A 17,071-nucleotide genomic window follows, 5' to 3' on the forward strand; every position below is an offset into this window, starting at 1 on the left:
CATTTAGTGCACGCCAGGCGCTGCAAGGTTTTGTATGTCAAAGCATTACTGAAATATCTGTTGGCATAGCTGTTGCTGATGGCCATTTAACGGGCAAAACGCCATTGATGGCTTAAGGCCGTAAGGCCGCAAAAGAGGCTTAAGCCAATGAAAACATCCGCCATGAGCCACGCGTCCAGGCGCGCGTTCCATCTGTCCTCCGTCACTGCGCTGATGATCAGCCTCGGGTTGATCACGGCCATGGCATCCCCCCTCGACGACAACAGCATGCCACCGCCGACCGACCCGTCGGCCTACACCGACCAACCGGACGACCCGACCCCTGCCTTGCTTGAGCTGAACACCTTGCCGGAGGCCAACGAAGGCTCGTTGGAGCTGACCGATGGCGTGTATGGCGACCGCAGCACGGTACGCACCGACAACGTGCTGCCGCCTGCCCTGCAAACGTCGGACAAGTACCCTACCAACGGCAAACCCAGCCCGTTGTTCGGTGCGCAACCATTCACCCAGCAACTGTTGCTGTTCGAAGAATTCGGGCCAGAGAAGCTCGACCCGACCACGCCGGCGCCCGATCTGACCTTCCCGGTCCCCACCCTCGGCGCGGCCCCCGCGCAAGACCCCAACGTGGTGGCACGCAGCGGCCCCAGTGGCAGCGCACTGGAAGCGTTCCTCAAGCAGCCCGGCCTGTACCCGTTCCCGACCCAGTACGCCAACGTGCTGGACCGCAACCCATGGAAGGCGCAGATCGAGATGTTCCTCAACCGCCAGCCGGTCGGCTCGCCCGCTGAAGGCCGGCCACCAGGAAAAGGCTGGTCGCACCAGCGCTGGAACGAGTTTTACCCGCAGGCAGCGTTCAAGACCGCCCAGGCCGGTGCGCGCATCAACCTCGGCCTGCGCGACCGCAAGCAACTGCACAACTATGCCGTCGGTGAATTTGCCCCGGGCGGCCTGTACTACCAGACCTCCGACATTCCGACCACGCTGGGCACCACCAAGGGTATCGACATACGCTTCCACCCGAACATGCCGCTGCAAAACCACAAATCGTTGTGGACCTTCGACGGCACTTTCCCGCCCAAGCTGCTGATGGTGCGCTACGGCCAGCCAATCCTGATGCGCCATTACAACGCCCTGCCGATTGACCCGTCGGCCAACGGCGGCTTTGGCCTGCATACCATCTCGACCCACGAGCACAACGGCCACTCCCCGGCCGAAAGCGACGGCTTTGCCAACGCGTACTTCTTCCCCGGCCAGTACTACGACTACCGCTGGCCGGTGCAGCTGGCCGGCTACGACACCATCAACACCCGTGCCCAGGACCCGCGAGCAGCTTTCCCCTGCTCGCCGGGTGAAACCTTGTTCGTCAACGATGGCACACCGGGCCTGAAAACCTGCGAGAACGGCAGTATCAAGATTCGTGGCGACTGGCGCGAAACCATGAGTACCCACTGGTTCCACGACCACATGATGGATTTCACAGCGCAGAACGTCTACAAAGGCAACGCCGTGATGATGAACTACTACAGCGCCCTGGACCGCGGCAACGAGGCCCTGCAGGACGGTGTCAACCTGCGTTTCCCAAGCGGTTCGGGCATGCCCTGGGGTAACCGTGACTATGACGTCAACCTGGTAATAGCCGACAAGGCCTGGGATGCAAACGGCCAGCTGTGGTTCAACCCGTTCAACACTGACGGCTTCCTCGGTGACCAGATCCTGGTCAACTGGCAGTACCAGCCCAGGCTCAAGGTGCGTGCGCGCAGTTACCGTTTTCGTATCCTCAACGGTTCGGTTTCACGCTACTTCAAGTTCGCCGTGGTGCGGGAAATTGCCGGTAACAGTGGTGAGTTCAAAGGCCCGTCCGGCTCCAACGTGTCGTATGCGCGGGTGCCGTTCCACATGATCGCCAACGACGGCAACATCATGGAACACGCGGTGCCATTCGACGGCACGATGGACCTCAATGGTGACGGCAACCTGCAAGACAACAACGGCATCCTGCCACTGCAGGGCATTGCCGAGCGCTACGACATCATCATCAACTTCGCCAGGAATGGCATCAAGGCAGGCGACAAGCTGTACTTCGTCAACCTGATGGAGCACGACTCCGGCAAAGGTCCGAAGCAAGCTATCCCGTTGGCCGACGTGCTGTCGGAAAAATACAAGGCGGTAATCAAGCAGACCAGCAAAGGCCCGCAGTGGGACAACGGCGACCCGGCTGTCGGCAAGTTTCTGCAACTGTGGGTGCAACCGTACACCGGCCAGGACCTGAGCATGGACCCGGTAGCCTATGAGCCGGCCAAGCCAGGCAAGGCTGCAGGCCTGAAAATGCTGCCCCTGCCAATTGACCGCGATGCCGCAGCCGACCAGGCCAAGCTCAAGGATGCCCGCCACCGCGAGTTCATCTTTGGCCGCTCCGACGGTACGGACACCACCCCGTGGACCATCAAGACCGACGGCGGCTTTGGCTACAGCATGGACCCACGCCGCATCAGTGCAGCACCGCAACTGGCCAACCAGTCCACCGACGCTGGTTTCAGCGGCGACGGCACCCTGGAAGTGTGGAAAATCGTCAACGGCGGCAATGGCTGGAGCCACCCGGTACACGTGCACTTCGAGGAAGGCGTGATTCTTAGCCGCGACGGCAAGGCCCCACCAGAATGGGAAAAATGGGCGCGCAAGGATGTGTACCGAATCGGGCCGGATACTGATTCGTCCATCGAGGTGGAAATGGCCATCCGCTTCCGCGAGTTTGCTGGCACCTACATGGAGCACTGCCACAACACACAGCACGAGGACTCTTCGATGCTGCTGCGCTGGGATATTGAGCACCCAGGGCAGTTCCAGGTGATGCCGACCCCGCTGCCGGGATGGGATGGTGTGCATTACATGGCCTCGGTAGGCCTGCCAACGTTCCGCACCAAAACCCACGACGACAATGACGACCCGGCCAACAAACCACCCGTCGCGGCCAATGACAGTGCCGCAACGACGGCTGGCACGCCGATCACCCTGAACGTGCTGGCCAACGACAGCGACCCGGACGGCAATGTACCGCTCACGGTAACCGGCCTCAGCCAGCCGGACTCCGGCCAGGGTGCCGTCAGCACCGACGGTACCGCCGTAACGTACAGCCCGCCCGCTGTGGTCGCCACGCCATTCACGGCCAGCTTCAATTACACGGCGCGTGATACCAAGGGTGCCGAGTCGCTGGCCCCGGCCACGGTCAGCATCGCCGTAACCGCAGCAGCGGCGGCCGACGAACTCAAGGTCACCAGTGCCACGGTGCAGGAACGCAGCGGCAACCGTTTCACCTGGGATGTGCAGGGGACTACTACGGTGGCCACGGGCAACAGCATCAGCGTGACTGCAGCAACCACCGGTGGTCCGGTAAGCCTGGGGAACGCGACGCTGACTGCCACGACTTCGGGGGCCCGTTGGCGGGTAGCGGTGACCACCACCGGCTTTGGCCCTGCCACGCCAGCAACGGTCACGGTGAAATCGGCACTGGGCCAGACGGTGACAGCGCCAGTCAAATACAAGTGAGTGCAAAGCGGGGGCCGCCATGCGGCCCCGCTCAGCCAACCCACGAGGACCGCATCATGCCCGGCTCATGGCGTTTCCTGCTGGTACTTGCGTTGTTCGCCGCCAGCATTCCGTTCTGGCCACTGCCCCCCCAACAAAAGGTGGCCGAAGCAGCTGCCACTCCCTGGGGAGCCAACTACTTCCCCAACATCCCCCTGCTCACCCAGGATGGCGAAAAAGTGCATTTCTTCGACGACCTTATCAAGGACAAGGTGGTTGCCATCAACTTCATCTTTACCGGCTGCTCCGATTCCTGCCCAGTGGAAACCGCACGCCTACGCCAGGTACAGAAAATCCTCGGTGGCCGGGTCGGCAAGGATATCTTCCTCTACTCCATCAGCATCGACCCCTATAACGATACCCCCGCCACCCTCAAGCGCTATGCCGAAAAGTTCGGCATCGGCCCAGGCTGGACCTTGCTGACCGGCGAACCTGACGATATCGAGCAACTACGCCGCAGCCTGGGGCTGTGGATCGATGGCCTGGAAAACGGCCGCTCCAAAGACCACAACCTGAGCCTCATTATCGGCAACCAGGCCACCGGCCGCTGGATGAAAGCCTCGCCTTTCGAAAGCCCGTACATCCTCGCCGACCGCCTCGGCAACAGCTTGCACAACTGGAAGCAGGCCAGCGCCATGACCAATGACTACGCTCAAGCGCCGCAGATGCGTGCACCCAGCAGCGGCGAGCAGATCTTCCGCACCCGTTGCTCGTCCTGCCACACCGTGGGCAATACCGAGCCAGGCCCGCCAGGCATCGGCCCCGACCTGCTGGGCGTGACCCGTCAGCGTGACGCAAACTGGCTGACCCGCTGGCTGAAAGCGCCCGACCAGATGCTGGCCGAGAAAGACCCCCTGGCCATGCTGCTGTTCGAGCAATACAACCGCCTGGCCATGCCCAACATGCGCTTGGGCGATGCCGAAGTCAGCGCATTGATAAGCTACCTCGAAGAAGAAACGGCACGCCTGCAGACACCGGTGGCAAATAGGGGAACCCCCTAAAGGCGATTAGCCATCATTCATCAGACTGTCATCTCGCTGTCGTATTTTTCGAGCATCACCCAGGGTCGGGAACCATCAGCAGTGATTCGCCGTTCGCTTTCCTCCTCCAGCCTTCTGCGAGTGCTGATCCTGATGCTCTGTGCAGCGACCCTGGCCTTTCTCTGGGGGCTGCACGTCACGCAAAAAGCCGCCGCTCGCCAGGATGCACTGTTGGCCAAAGCCACCGAGCACCTGAACCTGGCCAACATCGTGGGCGAAAGCCTGCGACAGCTTGTCGACCGCGCCCAGGCGGTGGGCCGTGTTACCCAGGACGATATGAAAGGGCTGCGCAAGGGCAACTTCAGCCTGGCCGCAGACCCGGTGTTCAAGCGCACGAGCCTGTACGACCGACAAGGCCGGCTGCTGTCGGCCAACCATACCGATGAGGCCGCCGAGTTGCCGGCAGACTGGTTGCGCCAGCTGCAGCGGCACATTGACCGCTACGGTTTCAAACCTTTCCTGCCCAGCATTCAGCCCCTTGGCCAAACCTCGGCCCTGCCCACCAGGCACCTGACCTTCCTGCTGCCGTTGACCAACTCGACCGGCCAGGAAATGGACACCATTCTGGTGGTGCAACTGGACATCGGCTACCTGGCGGAGCTGTTTCAACATATCGACCTGGGCAACAGTGGCCTGGTGCGTCTGCTGCAGGATGACGGCCTGGAGCGGCTGCGCGTCGATACCCGCGGCGTGGCGATTGCCGGCGACCTATTGCAGCCCCCGCTGCCGGCATTCGACAGCGAAGCGGGCAGGCTGACCCAATACGTAGCGGGTGATGCCTACCAAAGCCTGTACCGCCGTGTACCCGAGCGAGGCTTCAGCGTGGTGGTCAGCCAGCGCCAGGCAGAAATCCTCGCACCCTGGACGCAGGCCTATTCCCGGCAATTCTGGTTGAACCTGAGCATGACCCTGATGATCCTGGCCAGCCTGCTATGGACCTTGCGCCTGCTGCGCAAGCGCCAGGAGGCCTTCGACGCGCTGGAACATGCCCAGCAGGTCAATCAGCAGCTGATCGTGCGCCTGGAGGACGAACACCGGCGCAGCAGCCACGCCGCCGCCACCGACCACCTCAGCGGCCTGCACAACCGCCGCCAGTTCGTCGAGGTGGCCAGCCAGGCGTTGACTCGGCAACGTGGCAAGCGCCGACTGATGGCGATCCTGTTCATCGACATGGACCGCTTCAAGTCTATCAACGACTCGCTCGGGCACAAGATTGGTGACCTGCTGCTACAGGCTGTGGCCGGGCGTATCCAGCGCCTGCTGGAGCCGGGCGATGAGGCTTCGCGTTTTGGCGGCGACGAGTTCGTGGTGTTGTTGGCCGGCGAGCGCAGCGAGGAGCAGATCAACGCCTGGGTCCACGAACTGGTGCAGAAACTGTCAGCCACCTACGCCCTGGATGGCCAAGAGGTCAACACCAGCCCCAGCGTAGGGGTGAGCATCTGCCCGCGCGACGGCCAGGACATCGACAGCCTGATACGCAGTGCCGATGCGGCAATGTACTCAGCCAAGCAGGCAGGGCGCGCGCAGTATCGCTTTTTCGACCCCTCGCTGAACCTGGCCGATATCCAGGCGTTCACCCTTGAACAGGCGTTCGGCAGCGCCTTGGCCGAACGCCAGTTCGTGCTGCACTACCAGCCACAGATTCGCCTCGACACCCATCAGGTGCTCGGCTACGAGGCGCTGGTGCGCTGGGACCACCCCGAGTTCGGCCTGCTATACCCGGACCGCTTCATCGACCTGGCCGAGCGCAGTGGCTTCATTGTCGAACTGGGTTGGGAGGTACTACGGCTGGCCTGTGAAGCCTTGTCGAGCTGGGATACTTCTGGTCGGGAAACACGTCTGGCGGTCAATGTCTCCGCATTGCAGCTGCGTCAGGCTGACTTCGCTGCCCGGCTGCTGCGCAAGTTGCAGCATCACGGGATCGCACCACAGCGGCTGGAGCTGGAAATTACAGAAACCACCATCCTCGACCCTGAAGGCATGGCGGTTACGCATCTGCATGCCTTGCGCGGGGCGGGCCTGGGCATCAGCCTGGACGATTTCGGCCGTGGCTACGCCGGTTTTGCCCACCTGCATTCGCTACCGTTGAGCAAGCTGAAGATCGACCGCTCGCTGATCGCGGCGCTGTCCAACAGCCATGACGACAGCCCTATCGTGTCCTCCACCATCATCCTGGCCAAGCGCCTGGGCCTGCAAGTGGTGGCCGAGGGTGTGGAAACCCGTGAACAGGTGGTGTACCTGAAGCTGGCCGGATGCGATATCGCCCAGGGCTACCACTTCAGCCGGCCTCTGTCGCCGGCGCAGCTGTGCCACTACCCGCCTTTCAACGGCGTCGAGGACAAGGCATGCGTGTACTGAGCGCCACGGCGGGTTTACCGGTGCTATACGGGCTGGAAAGACGCCAAGTCGGCGCTGCGCTACATCGACTCGGCGCGACGCTTTGGCGAACTGGCCGTGCTACCGGCCAGTCAGGTGCAACCGCTTATTCCTTGAAGCTGTGCCTGGCAACGCCACCCGTTTCCGGGCGGATGGCATACAGGTCGCCAGCGTCCGGATAATGGTGCAGGTCTTCTGGCGTCATGTCGTAACGCGCGGTGCTGATGTACAAGGTGTTCATCCCGGGCCCGCCAAAGCAGCAGCTGGTGGGGCACGGTACTGGCATCAACACCTGGTCGGTCAGGTGCCCGTGGCGGTCGTAGCGCAGCAGGCAACTGCCATGGTACTGGCACACCCACAGCCCGCCTTCGCGGTCCAGCGCCAGGCCATCCGGCCGCCCCAGTTCGGCGGGGGTTTCGGCAAACAGCGTAACAGCGCCCAGCCGGCCTTCGATGAGGTACTCGGCGCGGTAGATCGCACGCGCCGCCGAATCGACGAAGTACACCGTGTGGCCGTCCTGCGACCAGGCAAGGCCGGTGGGCAAGGCCAGGTCATCGTGGATCACCTGGTCGCTCAATTGCCAGTCAAAGCGAAAAAGCGCCCCGGTATTGCCACTGGGGGCCTCGTCCATCAGGCCGGTGACGAAGCGTCCCTGCGGGTCGCAGGCGCCGTCGTTGAAGCGGTAGGTCGAGCGCGGATGGACCGATGCCGAATGCTGGCTGACCTTGCGTGTTGGCACATCGAAGATGGCCACGCTGGCATCCTCGGTGAAAATCAGGTTACCCCGGTCGGTCAGCGCCAGGGCGCCAATACGCGCGGCAGACTCGTAAAGGCAATCGACTTCGCCATCGGGTGTCAGGCCGTTGATGCGCCCGCCAGAGATATCGACAAAGTACAGCACGCCACTGCGTTCATCCCAGACCAGGCTTTCACCAAGGTCCGCGCGCGTGTTGGCCACTTTGACCGGCACGTAATTGCATTCCTTGATGCGGCGCCAGCGCTCGGTCACCTGCACACGGCCGAGGTCCCGAGGGTAGCTGACACTGCTGTATTCGTTGAAGCGCGTGGCGATGTGCTGGCTAATGCTGGTGCGCAAGGTGCAATCAGTGGGATGGCACAGCGCACCGGCCAGGTGAGTAACGGGCATTTCTGGCTACCTTCAATTCTCCTTTCTTACGATATCAACAAAAAAATCAATGACTTAATATTAAAAGCATGCAACTTTGATATCCCATGGATATCACCGCTGAGTCGCCGCGCTGCAGGAATGCTGGATGATCGAAACACGTTTGCTCAGGCAGTTCATCGCCGTGGCCGAAGAGCTGCACTTTCACAAGGCCGCCCAGCGCCTGCACATGGCGCAACCGCCGCTGAGCCAGGCGATCAACCGGCTTGAGGAAAAGCTCGGCTTCGGCCTGCTTCTGCGCAACAAGCGCGGGGTGCGCCTGACCGCAGCGGGTGCAGCGTTTCTCGACACCGCCTACCGCACGCTTGCTGAACTGGAACAAGGGATCGAGTACGCGCGCAGCGTTTCGGCGGGGGTCAGCGGCAAATTGACCATCACGGCCATTTCCATCGCCTATTACGACTCGCTGCTCAACCGCTTGCGCCGCTTTCGGGAGACTTATCCGAACGTGCAGCTGACCATCCGCGAGATGCCATCCGCCTCCCAGGCCAAGGCCTTGCTGGCCGGTGAGGCGGATATCGGCTTCATGCGCAGGCTACCACTGCCGGCCGGCACCCTGGAGGCACGCTTGCTGCTTGACGAGCAGATCGTCATGGCGCTGCCCGCCAGCCATCCCAAGGCGCGGCACGAGGCCGTCGACTTGCGCGAATTTGCCGATGAGGACTTCGTGTTCACCCCGCAAGCGCTGGGCGGCGGCTACCACGCACAGTTGGTTGCGTTGTGCGAATCGGCCGGGTTCTACCCCAAGGTCGTGCAGGAGGCGGCGCAGATCCACACCCTGCTGGGTCTGGTGGCCTGCGGCTTTGGCGTGGCCCTGGTGCCGGCGTCCTTCGTCCGCTCAACCCCGCGCGAACGCGTGCAGTTTTGCCCCATCCGCCCTATCGATGACCAGCCACCCCCAGGGCTTGGGCTGTACATGAAATGGAACGCCCAGAATGCTTCGCCAGCGCTGGCCAACTTCATTGCCATGTTCGAGACACAACAATAAGGCCATTTCTACAGGGTGTTCAGCCTCGCTTCGCGCAGCGCCACAGCCGACCGATATCACAAGCCCTGGCCTGCAACAGCTCGGCAGCATTTGCACACGCCTGCTCAAGGCTCATCGGTCCATTGGCCAGTGCAAATGCAGCGTCGACCCCATGGGCATACAACTGCTGATACCCCTCCCCCAAGGTCCCGGCCAGTACCACCACCGGCACGCCATGGCGCTTGGCAACCCGCGCCACCCCCATCGGCGTCTTGCCGCGCAGTGTCTGGGCATCGAAACGCCCCTCGCCCGTCACCACCAGATCTGCCCCTTGTGCCAGGGCGTCAAGGCCAGCCAGCTCAGCCACGACTTCCACCCCAGGGCGGAACTGCGCGTCCATGAATGCCCGGGCAGCGAAGCCCATGCCACCGGCCGCACCACAACCAGGGTAATCGCGCACATCCGCGCCCAACAGCAGCGCACAATGGTCGGCAAAATGATTCAGCGCGTGGTCCAGCGCCTCCACTTGCTGCGGGTTGGCACCTTTCTGCGGGCCGAAGATCGCCGATGCGCCGTTGGCGCCACACAATGGGTTGTCGACATCCGCCGCGACTTCAAACTGCACCCCGGCCAGGCGCGGGTCGAGACCGCTGGCGTCGATACGGGCCAGCTTGGCCAAGGCCAGGCCGCCCTCTTCCAGCGCTTGCCCGTCAGCATCCAGCAGGCGCAGGCCAAGCGCTCGCAACATGCCACTGCCGGCATCGTTGGTGGCGCTGCCACCGATGGCCAGCACCACACGCTGAGCGCCGGCGTCGAGGGCTGCGGCAATCAGCTCACCGGTCCCCCAGGTGCTGCTGCGGCAAGCATCGCGCTGGCCGGTTGGCACCCGTTGCAAGCCACTGGCCTGGGCCATTTCGATGATTGCGGTGCGACTTTGCGGCAACCAGCCCCCCCCGGCCTCGACGTGCTGCCCCAATGGCCCGCGCACGGCCTGGCGGCGCAGTTCACCCTGGCTGGCGGCCAGGATCGTCTCCATGGTGCCTTCGCCACCGTCGGCCATTGGGCACTCGACCAGTTCAGCCTCGGGCCACGCTTCGCTCAGGCCCGCAGCGATGGCGCGGGCGACACCGGCAGCGTCGAGGCTGTCCTTGAACGAGTCGGGGGCAATCACGATTTTCATGGGGTTTCTCCTGTCCTGATGAGCGGCATGCTGACAGGTGGCTGCCCAGGTGGCCTCGGTCAAATGCACAAAACGCCGGCCGGGTTGTTTGGGCAGATGCCTTTTTGCCTGTTCTGGCCCAATCGCCGGCAAGTGAATACTTCAGTCAGCTGGCAACAGCTGCAACCCCAGATACAAGCTAAGCATCCCTTCCAGGCGCAGCGGGTCGACGTCACCCAGCTCGGCTATTCGCTCCAGTCGATAGCGCAGGCTGTTGCGGTGGATGCCCAGGGCATCGGCACAGGACTGGCTTTGGCCGTCATGTGCACACCAGGCGCGCAGGGTGGTGAGTAACTGGCCACTGCTGTCCTTGGCGCGGATGCGCTGCAACGGCTCCAGCAGCTCGTCCAGCGCATCGTCGTTACGGTGGCGCCACAGCAGCGCCGGCAGCCGGTAGCGCTGCAGGCTGAGCAATCGTTCGCGGGGCAATACTTCGCGGCCATAGGCCAGCAAGTCACGCACCCGGCGGTAACCACGGCGTAACTGCTCCAGGCTCTGCGCTTCACTGCCCAGGGCCAGTCGCTCAATGTCCCAGCCGTGGCGTTGCAGGCGTTCCAGCAGGCGCAGTTCATCCAGTGCCACGCCTGCCGGGCGGCACCACAGCAACGACTGGCGGGCCGGGCTGACGCACCAGCTATCCGGATAACGGCTCATCAACCATGCGGCCAGCGCCTCGGCAGGAGGCCCCGAAGTAATCTCGAACAGGCACGGTATCCGCGCCAGCTGAGGTTTCAAGCCCAACTGACGGGCTTCGTCCAGCAAGCGCGGGGCGTTACCGCTGCCGCCGAGCAATAGCGCCAGCAGGTCGTCACAGCGCTGCCTTCGCCATTGCTGGTCAGCCTGTAAATTGCGTTGGGCCAGCAGCATTTCGGCGGTCATGCGCACCAGCTCGCCATAGGTGCGCACCTGCTGCGGGTCGCCGGTCAGGCCCAACACGCCCATCAGCCGCCCATCGAGCATCAATGGCAGGTTCACACCGGGCTGCACGCCCTTCAGGCACTTGGCCGCGTCGGTATCCAGCTCGACGATCCGGCCATTGGCCAAGACCAGCTGCGCTCCCTCGTGACGGGTGTTGATGCGCTCAGGCTCACCACTGCCCAGGATCAACCCTTGGCTGTCCATGACATTGACGTTGCAAGGCAAGATGGCCATTGCCCGGTCAACGATATCCTGCGCCAGGTCATGGTCGAGTTCGAACATTGCGGGGTCCTTTAGGTGTTTGGCTTTTGGGCTCGGGCACAGCAGCCTGGGCCAAGCGCTGTGCAAAAGCACAAAGACAGGCTAGCCGCAGTCCCCGAGACTCGTCAGGGCGAGCGCCGGAACAGGCGACGCGGCGAAAACCATAACAACAGAGAACCCGATCATGGCACACAGCCCCGCCCCTGACCAAGGCACGGACACCACCCGCAACGCGCTGTACCGGCGCATCACCTTGCGGCTGATTCCGTTCATTTTCATCTGCTACCTGTTCAACTACCTGGACCGCGTCAACGTCGGCTTTGCCAAGCTGCAGATGCTCGACGCCCTTAAATTCAGCGAAACGGTGTACGGCCTTGGCGCCGGCATCTTCTTCATCGGCTATGTACTGTGTGGCCTGCCAAGCAACCTGGCCCTCAATCGCTTCGGCCCACGGCGCTGGATCGCGCTAATGATGATCGCCTGGGGCAGCCTGTCCACCTGCCTGCTGTTCGTCACCACCCCTACCGAGTTCTACACCCTGCGCCTGCTCACCGGCGCTGCCGAAGCCGGCTTCTTCCCGGGTGTGGTGCTGTACCTCTCGCGCTGGTTCCCGGCGGCCCGGCGCGGCCGCATCATGGCCCTTTTCATGTCGGCGATCCCGGTATCGGGCCTGCTTGGCGGGCCGTTCTCCGGCTGGATCCTCGAACATTTCGCCGCCGGCCAGCACGGCCTGGCCGGCTGGCAGTGGATGTTCCTGATCCAGGGCCTGCCGACCGTGGCCTTGGGCGTACTGGCGGTGTTCCTGCTCAGTGACGGCTACCAGAAAGCCGCCTGGCTGAGCCCGGCTGAACGTCAGCTGATCGCTGCCGACCTGCAGGCCGATGCTGCAAGCAAACCGAGCACCACCAGCGACAGCGTGCTGGCCGTGTTGACCAACCCGCTGATCTGGACCTTCGGCTTTGTCTACTTCTGCATCCAGAGCGGCGTATACGCGATCAACTTCTGGCTACCCTCGATCATCAAGAGCATGGGCTTCGACAACCCGCTGCTGATCGGCTGGCTCAGCGCCATCCCGTACCTGCTGGCAGGTGTGTTCATGATTCTTTGCGGGCGCTCGGCCGACCTGCGCAACGAGCGCCGCTGGCACCTGGTGGTGCCAATGCTGATGGGCGCCGTCGGCCTGCTGATTGCGGTGAACTTCGCCGGCAACCCGAGCATTGCCATTCTTGGCTTGTCGATCGCCACCATGGGCGCGCTTACCGGTATGCCGATGTTCTGGCCAATGCCGACTGCGCTGCTCAGTGCCGGAGCCGCCGTGGCAGGTCTGGCGATCATCAACTCGGTAGGCCAGATGGCGGGGTTTCTCAGCCCGTACCTGGTCGGGTTCATCAAGGACCAGACCGGTTCAACCGATGCCGCACTGTATTCGCTCGCGGCGTTGATCGTATTGGGTAGCCTGGTGGCCTTGCGTGTAACGCGAGCGGGTTCGCTGAGTACTGCACGGGTGAGTTGAGGCATTCGCAGGCTTGCCCACGCCCACAAGTTTCAAGCCTGTGGGCGCGGGCAAGCCTGCAATGAGGCCCACCCAAGCCGCACCAAATCCACACCCGCCACCGATCGTCAGCTCAACGCATCCCCTTCCCGCCCCAGGCGTCAAATGGTTCCAAAGGCCCCTTTGGAGAAGCCCCATGACCCAGTACGCCGTGGCCCGCTTGGCCCAGCTCGACGAGCACCGCCCCCTGCGCGTCCAGGCCGGCAACGAAGAACTCATCCTCATCCGCCAGGGCGATCAGGTACACGCCTACCAGGGCAACTGCCCCCACGCAGGCGCCCCCCTTGATGAAGGCGTGGTTTGCGGGGGTTTGCTGGTCTGCCCTTGGCACAAAGCTGCGTTCGCCGTTGACGATGGCGTGGTTTGTGAGCCGCCTGCACTCGCCGACCTGCGCCGCTACAAGGCGTGGATCAAGGGCGATGAAGTCTGGGTCGATGACCAGCCCCTGCCGGCAAGCGAACCGCCCAGGCACAGCGATGCCCGCTGTTTCGTGGTGGTCGGCGCCGGTGCCGCCGGCAGCGCCGCCGTCGCCACCCTGCTGGCTCATGGCTTCGCGGGCAGGCTGGTATGGATCGATCAGGAGCGCCAGCCGGCCTACGATCGCACAGCACTGAGCAAATTCGTGATTGCCGGGCAGATGCCGCCCGATGAGGTCCCCGCGCTGCTCGAAGCCGACGCCCTGCGCAAGGGCCAACTGCAGCGCAAGCACGGCAAGGTGCGCACCTTGAACAGCCAGAAGCGCCAGGTCACCCTCGCCGATGGTCAGCAGATCGATTACGACGCCTGCCTGCTGGCAACCGGCGGTCAAGCACTGCGCCCAGACATTCCCGGTGCCGACCTGCCCGGGGTGTTCACCCTCCGCTCACTGGAAGATGCTGCACAGTTGCTCGACGCAGCCGAGCCTGGCCAACCGGTGGTCATCGTCGGTGACGGCTTCATCGGCCTGGAGGCAGCCTCGGCATTGCGCAAGTATGGCGTGCAGGTGCACGTGGTCTCGCGCCACGAAGTCCCTCTGGCTCGACAGTTGGGCGAGCGTATTGGGCGCTGCATTCGCGCGCTGCATGAACGAAAAGGCATCACCTTCCACGGCCCCACCGAGGTCGAGCGGATCGAAGGCCTGGACAAGGTCGAAGTGGTGCAACTGGCCAATGGTGAACGGCTGCAGACCCCCTTGGTGCTGTTCGGCACCGGGGTAAAACCCGCCACCGCTTTCCTTCAAGGGGTGCCGCTTGGCGAAGACAAATCGGTGAGGGTCGACGCTGAAATGCGCGCAGCTGACGGTTTGTGGGCCGCAGGTGACATTGCCACCTTCCCGCTCACGGGGCGCCCGGTGCGCATCGAGCACTGGCGCCTGGCTCAGCAACACGGGGTTATCGCCGCCGCCAACATGCTTGGCGAACAACGCCGTTATGCCGATGTACCGTTTTTCTGGACCTACCAGCATGGCCGTACCTATGAAGTGCTAGGCCATGCCAGGGACTGGAACCGGATCGAATTCGTCGGTGAGCCGGAAAACGGCGATTTTGTTGCCCTGCAGTGTGTGGATGAACGCGTCGAGGCCGTTATCGCCAAGGGTTACTCCGATGCCATGGCGACGCTGTCGCAACGCCTGAAGCGCCCATTGAGCCTGCAGGAAGCTTTGGCGCTCATTGGCTAAGGGGTGCCTTTCAATGCATCCAGGTTGTGTGTAAAACAGGCAGGTCAGCTGACTGCATAAGGACCCACGCGCATGATCTACCGCCCCCTCGGCCACAGTGGCCTGCAGGTTTCCGCCCTTACCCTGGGCAGCATGATGTTCGGCGAGCAGACCCGTACCGAGGATGCCCTGCGCATCATCGACAAGGCCTGGGACCAAGGCATCAACTTCATCGACACCGCCGACGTTTACAACGCCGGGCGCTCGGAAGAAATCGTCGGTGAAGCCGTGGCGCGCCATCGCCATGACTGGGTCATCGCCAGCAAGGTCGGCTTCGGCCCGGCCGACGGCCTGCCCAACCGCAGCGGGTTGTCGCGCAAGCACATCTTCAATGCCGTGGATGCCACACTGACCCGCATGGGCATGGACTATCTGGACATCTATTACCTGCACCGCGAAGACCACAAGGTACCGCTGGAGGAGACCGTGCAGGCCATTGGCGACTTGTTGCGCCAGGGCAAGATCCGCTACTGGGGGGTGTCCAATTTCCGTGGTTGGCGCATTGCCGAGGTCTGCCATGTTGCCGAGCGCCTTGGTGTGCCCAGGCCGGTAGTCAGCCAGCCGCTGTACAACATCGTCAACCGCCAGGCCGAGCCCGAACAGCTCACGGCCGCCGCCGCCCATGGTCTGGGCGTCGTACCCTTCAGCCCGCTGGCCCGGGGCGTGCTCAGCGGCAAGTATGCGCCGGGCGCGGTGCCGGACGCCGGCAGCCGCGCAGGGCGGCAGGACAAACGCATCATGGAAGTGGAGTGGCGCCAGGAGTCGCTGACCATTGCCCGGCAGATTCAGACGTACGCAGAGGCCAAGGGGGTGGGTATTGTCGAATTCGCCATTGCCTGGGTGTTGAATAACCAATGGGTCAGTTCGGCGATTGTCGGGCCGCGGACCGAGGAACAGTGGGATACCTATGGCGGCGCATTGGCGGTGAAGATTACCGCGGAGGATGAGGCGTTCATCGATTCGTTGGTGACGCCAGGGCATGCGTCCACGCCGGGCTTCAATGACGTGGCGCATTATGTGAGTGGGCGGCTGGCGCGCAGCTGACGCATTGGGGAGCCCTGAGCCGGGCTCCCGGTCCCCCCTTTCCCCAATCACCTCGGTATCGTGCGCACCATTGGTTTTCCACCTCTGGAGCTGCAATGAAACTCTTGCAACCGCTGCAAATCGGCCCCCTCACCCTGCCCAACCGTGTATTCATGGCCCCCCTCACCCGCCTGCGCAGCCTGGAGCCGGGTGATGTACCCACCGCGCTGATGGCCGAGTACTACCGTCAGCGCGCCAGTGCTGGCCTGATTATCACTGAAGCCACGCAAATCTCCTTCCAGGCCAAGGGCTATTCTGGCTCGCCCGGCATTCACAGCGCCGAACAGATCGCTGCCTGGAAGCACATCAACCAAGGCATCCATGCCGATGGCGGCCACAGCGCCGTGCAGGTGTGGCACACCGGGCGGGTGTCGCATACCTCGCTGCAACCTGGCGGCGAGGCCCCCGTGGCCCCTTCGGCGCTGCCGGCGGACGCACGCACCACCCTGCGTGATGCGCAAGGCAACCTGACGCGCGTGGAAACCTCCGCACCCCGGGCACTCAGCGAAGCGGAGATCGCTGGCATCGTCGCCGACTTTGGCCAGGCCGCGATCAACGCCTGTGAAGCCGGCTTCGACTTCATCGAGTTGCACGCCGCCCACGGTTACCTGCTGCACCAGTTCCTCACCCCCAGTGCCAACCAGCGCGAAGACCGCTACGGCGGCAGCGTTGAAAACCGTGCGCGCATTGTGCTGGAGGCGGTGGACGCGGCCATTGCCAACTGGAGCGCCGACCGGGTCGGTATTCGTGTGTTCCCGTTGGGTGGTTTCAATGGTGTGGACAATGGCGAAGACCAGGAGGCCGCCGGCCTGTACCTGATCCGCGAACTGGCCAAGCGCAACCTCGCCTACCTGCACCTGTCCGAGCCGGACTGGGCCGGCGGCAAGCCACTGCGTGACGAGTTCCGCCAGGCCATTCGCGCCGCCTACCCCGGGGTGATCATTGCGGCCGGTGCCTATACCGCCGAGAAAGGCGAAGACCTCATCGGGCGGGGTTTGATCGATGCCGTGGCGTTCGGGCGCGCCTACATTGCCAACCCCGACCTGGTGGAGCGTCTGCGGCTGCAAGCGCCGTTGAATGAGCACCGGGCGAAGTTCGATTATGCCAATGGGCCTGAAGGGTATACGGATTATCCGTTCCTGAAGCAGGCTTGATGCAAAAACGGGCGCTCTTGCGGGCGCCCGTTTTTTT

Annotated in this window: 11 protein-coding genes; 8 read left to right on the plus strand and 3 right to left on the minus strand. The window is 63.3% G+C overall.

The window, feature by feature from the left end; genetic code table 11:
- Positions 1-147: 147 nt before the first annotated feature.
- The 3 genes from ACE4QZ_RS13645 to ACE4QZ_RS13655 all read left to right on the plus strand — a co-directional run bounded on the left by ACE4QZ_RS13645 (position 148) and on the right by ACE4QZ_RS13655 (position 6,980).
- A complete protein-coding gene (locus ACE4QZ_RS13645) occupies positions 148-3,543 on the plus strand; it encodes an Ig-like domain-containing protein (protein WP_031322741.1) in 3,396 nt (1,131 codons plus the stop codon).
- Between the two features lie 56 nt (positions 3,544-3,599).
- Positions 3,600-4,583: an SCO family protein gene (locus tag ACE4QZ_RS13650; protein ID WP_021785113.1), complete on the plus strand. Its 984-nt coding sequence runs from the start codon at positions 3,600-3,602 to the stop codon at positions 4,581-4,583.
- A gap of 81 nt (positions 4,584-4,664) precedes the next feature.
- Complete coding sequence (locus ACE4QZ_RS13655; RefSeq protein ID WP_021785112.1) at positions 4,665-6,980, plus strand: putative bifunctional diguanylate cyclase/phosphodiesterase; 2,316 nt, start codon at positions 4,665-4,667, stop codon at positions 6,978-6,980.
- A gap of 124 nt (positions 6,981-7,104) precedes the next feature.
- On the opposite strand, the gene ACE4QZ_RS13660 is transcribed toward ACE4QZ_RS13655, so the two are convergent.
- Positions 7,105-8,145, minus strand: a complete 1,041-nt coding sequence (locus ACE4QZ_RS13660; RefSeq protein ID WP_021785111.1) for an SMP-30/gluconolactonase/LRE family protein — start codon at positions 8,143-8,145, stop codon at positions 7,105-7,107.
- A gap of 127 nt (positions 8,146-8,272) precedes the next feature.
- Between ACE4QZ_RS13660 and ACE4QZ_RS13665 the strand changes: the two genes are divergently transcribed.
- Positions 8,273-9,172 carry a LysR substrate-binding domain-containing protein gene (locus ACE4QZ_RS13665; protein ID WP_014756680.1) on the plus strand — a complete coding sequence of 300 codons (900 nt, stop codon included), beginning with the start codon at positions 8,273-8,275 and terminating at the stop codon, positions 9,170-9,172.
- A gap of 19 nt (positions 9,173-9,191) precedes the next feature.
- Here ACE4QZ_RS13665 and ACE4QZ_RS13670 read toward each other — a convergent pair whose 3' ends face one another.
- Positions 9,192-10,331 (minus strand): glycerate kinase, encoded by a 1,140-nt coding sequence (locus tag ACE4QZ_RS13670; RefSeq protein ID WP_410480454.1) that lies wholly within the window; start codon positions 10,329-10,331, stop codon positions 9,192-9,194.
- A 141-nt stretch (positions 10,332-10,472) separates the two neighbouring features.
- Positions 10,473-11,570 carry a sugar diacid recognition domain-containing protein gene (locus ACE4QZ_RS13675; RefSeq protein ID WP_021785109.1) on the minus strand — a complete coding sequence of 366 codons (1,098 nt, stop codon included), beginning with the start codon at positions 11,568-11,570 and terminating at the stop codon, positions 10,473-10,475.
- A 163-nt stretch (positions 11,571-11,733) separates the two neighbouring features.
- Between ACE4QZ_RS13675 and ACE4QZ_RS13680 the strand changes: the two genes are divergently transcribed.
- From ACE4QZ_RS13680 to ACE4QZ_RS13695, 4 genes are all read left to right on the plus strand, one after another.
- Positions 11,734-13,062, plus strand: coding sequence for an MFS transporter (locus ACE4QZ_RS13680; RefSeq protein WP_084850265.1), 1,329 nt, complete (start codon positions 11,734-11,736; stop codon positions 13,060-13,062).
- 175 nt (positions 13,063-13,237) lie between these two features.
- Positions 13,238-14,758, plus strand: a complete 1,521-nt coding sequence (locus ACE4QZ_RS13685) for an FAD-dependent oxidoreductase (protein ID WP_021785108.1) — start codon at positions 13,238-13,240, stop codon at positions 14,756-14,758.
- A 72-nt stretch (positions 14,759-14,830) separates the two neighbouring features.
- Positions 14,831-15,841 (plus strand): aldo/keto reductase, encoded by a 1,011-nt coding sequence (locus ACE4QZ_RS13690; protein ID WP_021785107.1) that lies wholly within the window; start codon positions 14,831-14,833, stop codon positions 15,839-15,841.
- A 95-nt stretch (positions 15,842-15,936) separates the two neighbouring features.
- Complete coding sequence (locus ACE4QZ_RS13695) at positions 15,937-17,034, plus strand: alkene reductase (protein ID WP_004374351.1); 1,098 nt, start codon at positions 15,937-15,939, stop codon at positions 17,032-17,034.
- The last annotated feature ends 37 nt before the right edge of the window (positions 17,035-17,071 follow it).

The organism is Pseudomonas sp. DCA-1 (assembly GCF_046523955.1).
GTDB lineage: Bacteria > Pseudomonadota > Gammaproteobacteria > Pseudomonadales > Pseudomonadaceae > Aquipseudomonas > Aquipseudomonas putida_Y.

Coding starts and splice junctions, on each gene's coding strand:
- ACE4QZ_RS13645 (WP_031322741.1), top strand. CDS start 148: ATGAAAACATCCGCCATGAGCCACGCGTCCAGGCGCGCGTTCCATCTG.
- ACE4QZ_RS13650 (WP_021785113.1), top strand. CDS start 3,600: ATGCCCGGCTCATGGCGTTTCCTGCTGGTACTTGCGTTGTTCGCCGCC.
- ACE4QZ_RS13660 (WP_021785111.1), bottom strand. CDS start 8,145: ATGCCCGTTACTCACCTGGCCGGTGCGCTGTGCCATCCCACTGATTGC.
- ACE4QZ_RS13665 (WP_014756680.1), top strand. CDS start 8,273: ATGATCGAAACACGTTTGCTCAGGCAGTTCATCGCCGTGGCCGAAGAG.
- ACE4QZ_RS13670 (WP_410480454.1), bottom strand. CDS start 10,331: ATGAAAATCGTGATTGCCCCCGACTCGTTCAAGGACAGCCTCGACGCT.
- ACE4QZ_RS13675 (WP_021785109.1), bottom strand. CDS start 11,570: ATGTTCGAACTCGACCATGACCTGGCGCAGGATATCGTTGACCGGGCA.
- ACE4QZ_RS13680 (WP_084850265.1), top strand. CDS start 11,734: ATGGCACACAGCCCCGCCCCTGACCAAGGCACGGACACCACCCGCAAC.
- ACE4QZ_RS13685 (WP_021785108.1), top strand. CDS start 13,238: ATGACCCAGTACGCCGTGGCCCGCTTGGCCCAGCTCGACGAGCACCGC.
- ACE4QZ_RS13690 (WP_021785107.1), top strand. CDS start 14,831: ATGATCTACCGCCCCCTCGGCCACAGTGGCCTGCAGGTTTCCGCCCTT.
- ACE4QZ_RS13695 (WP_004374351.1), top strand. CDS start 15,937: ATGAAACTCTTGCAACCGCTGCAAATCGGCCCCCTCACCCTGCCCAAC.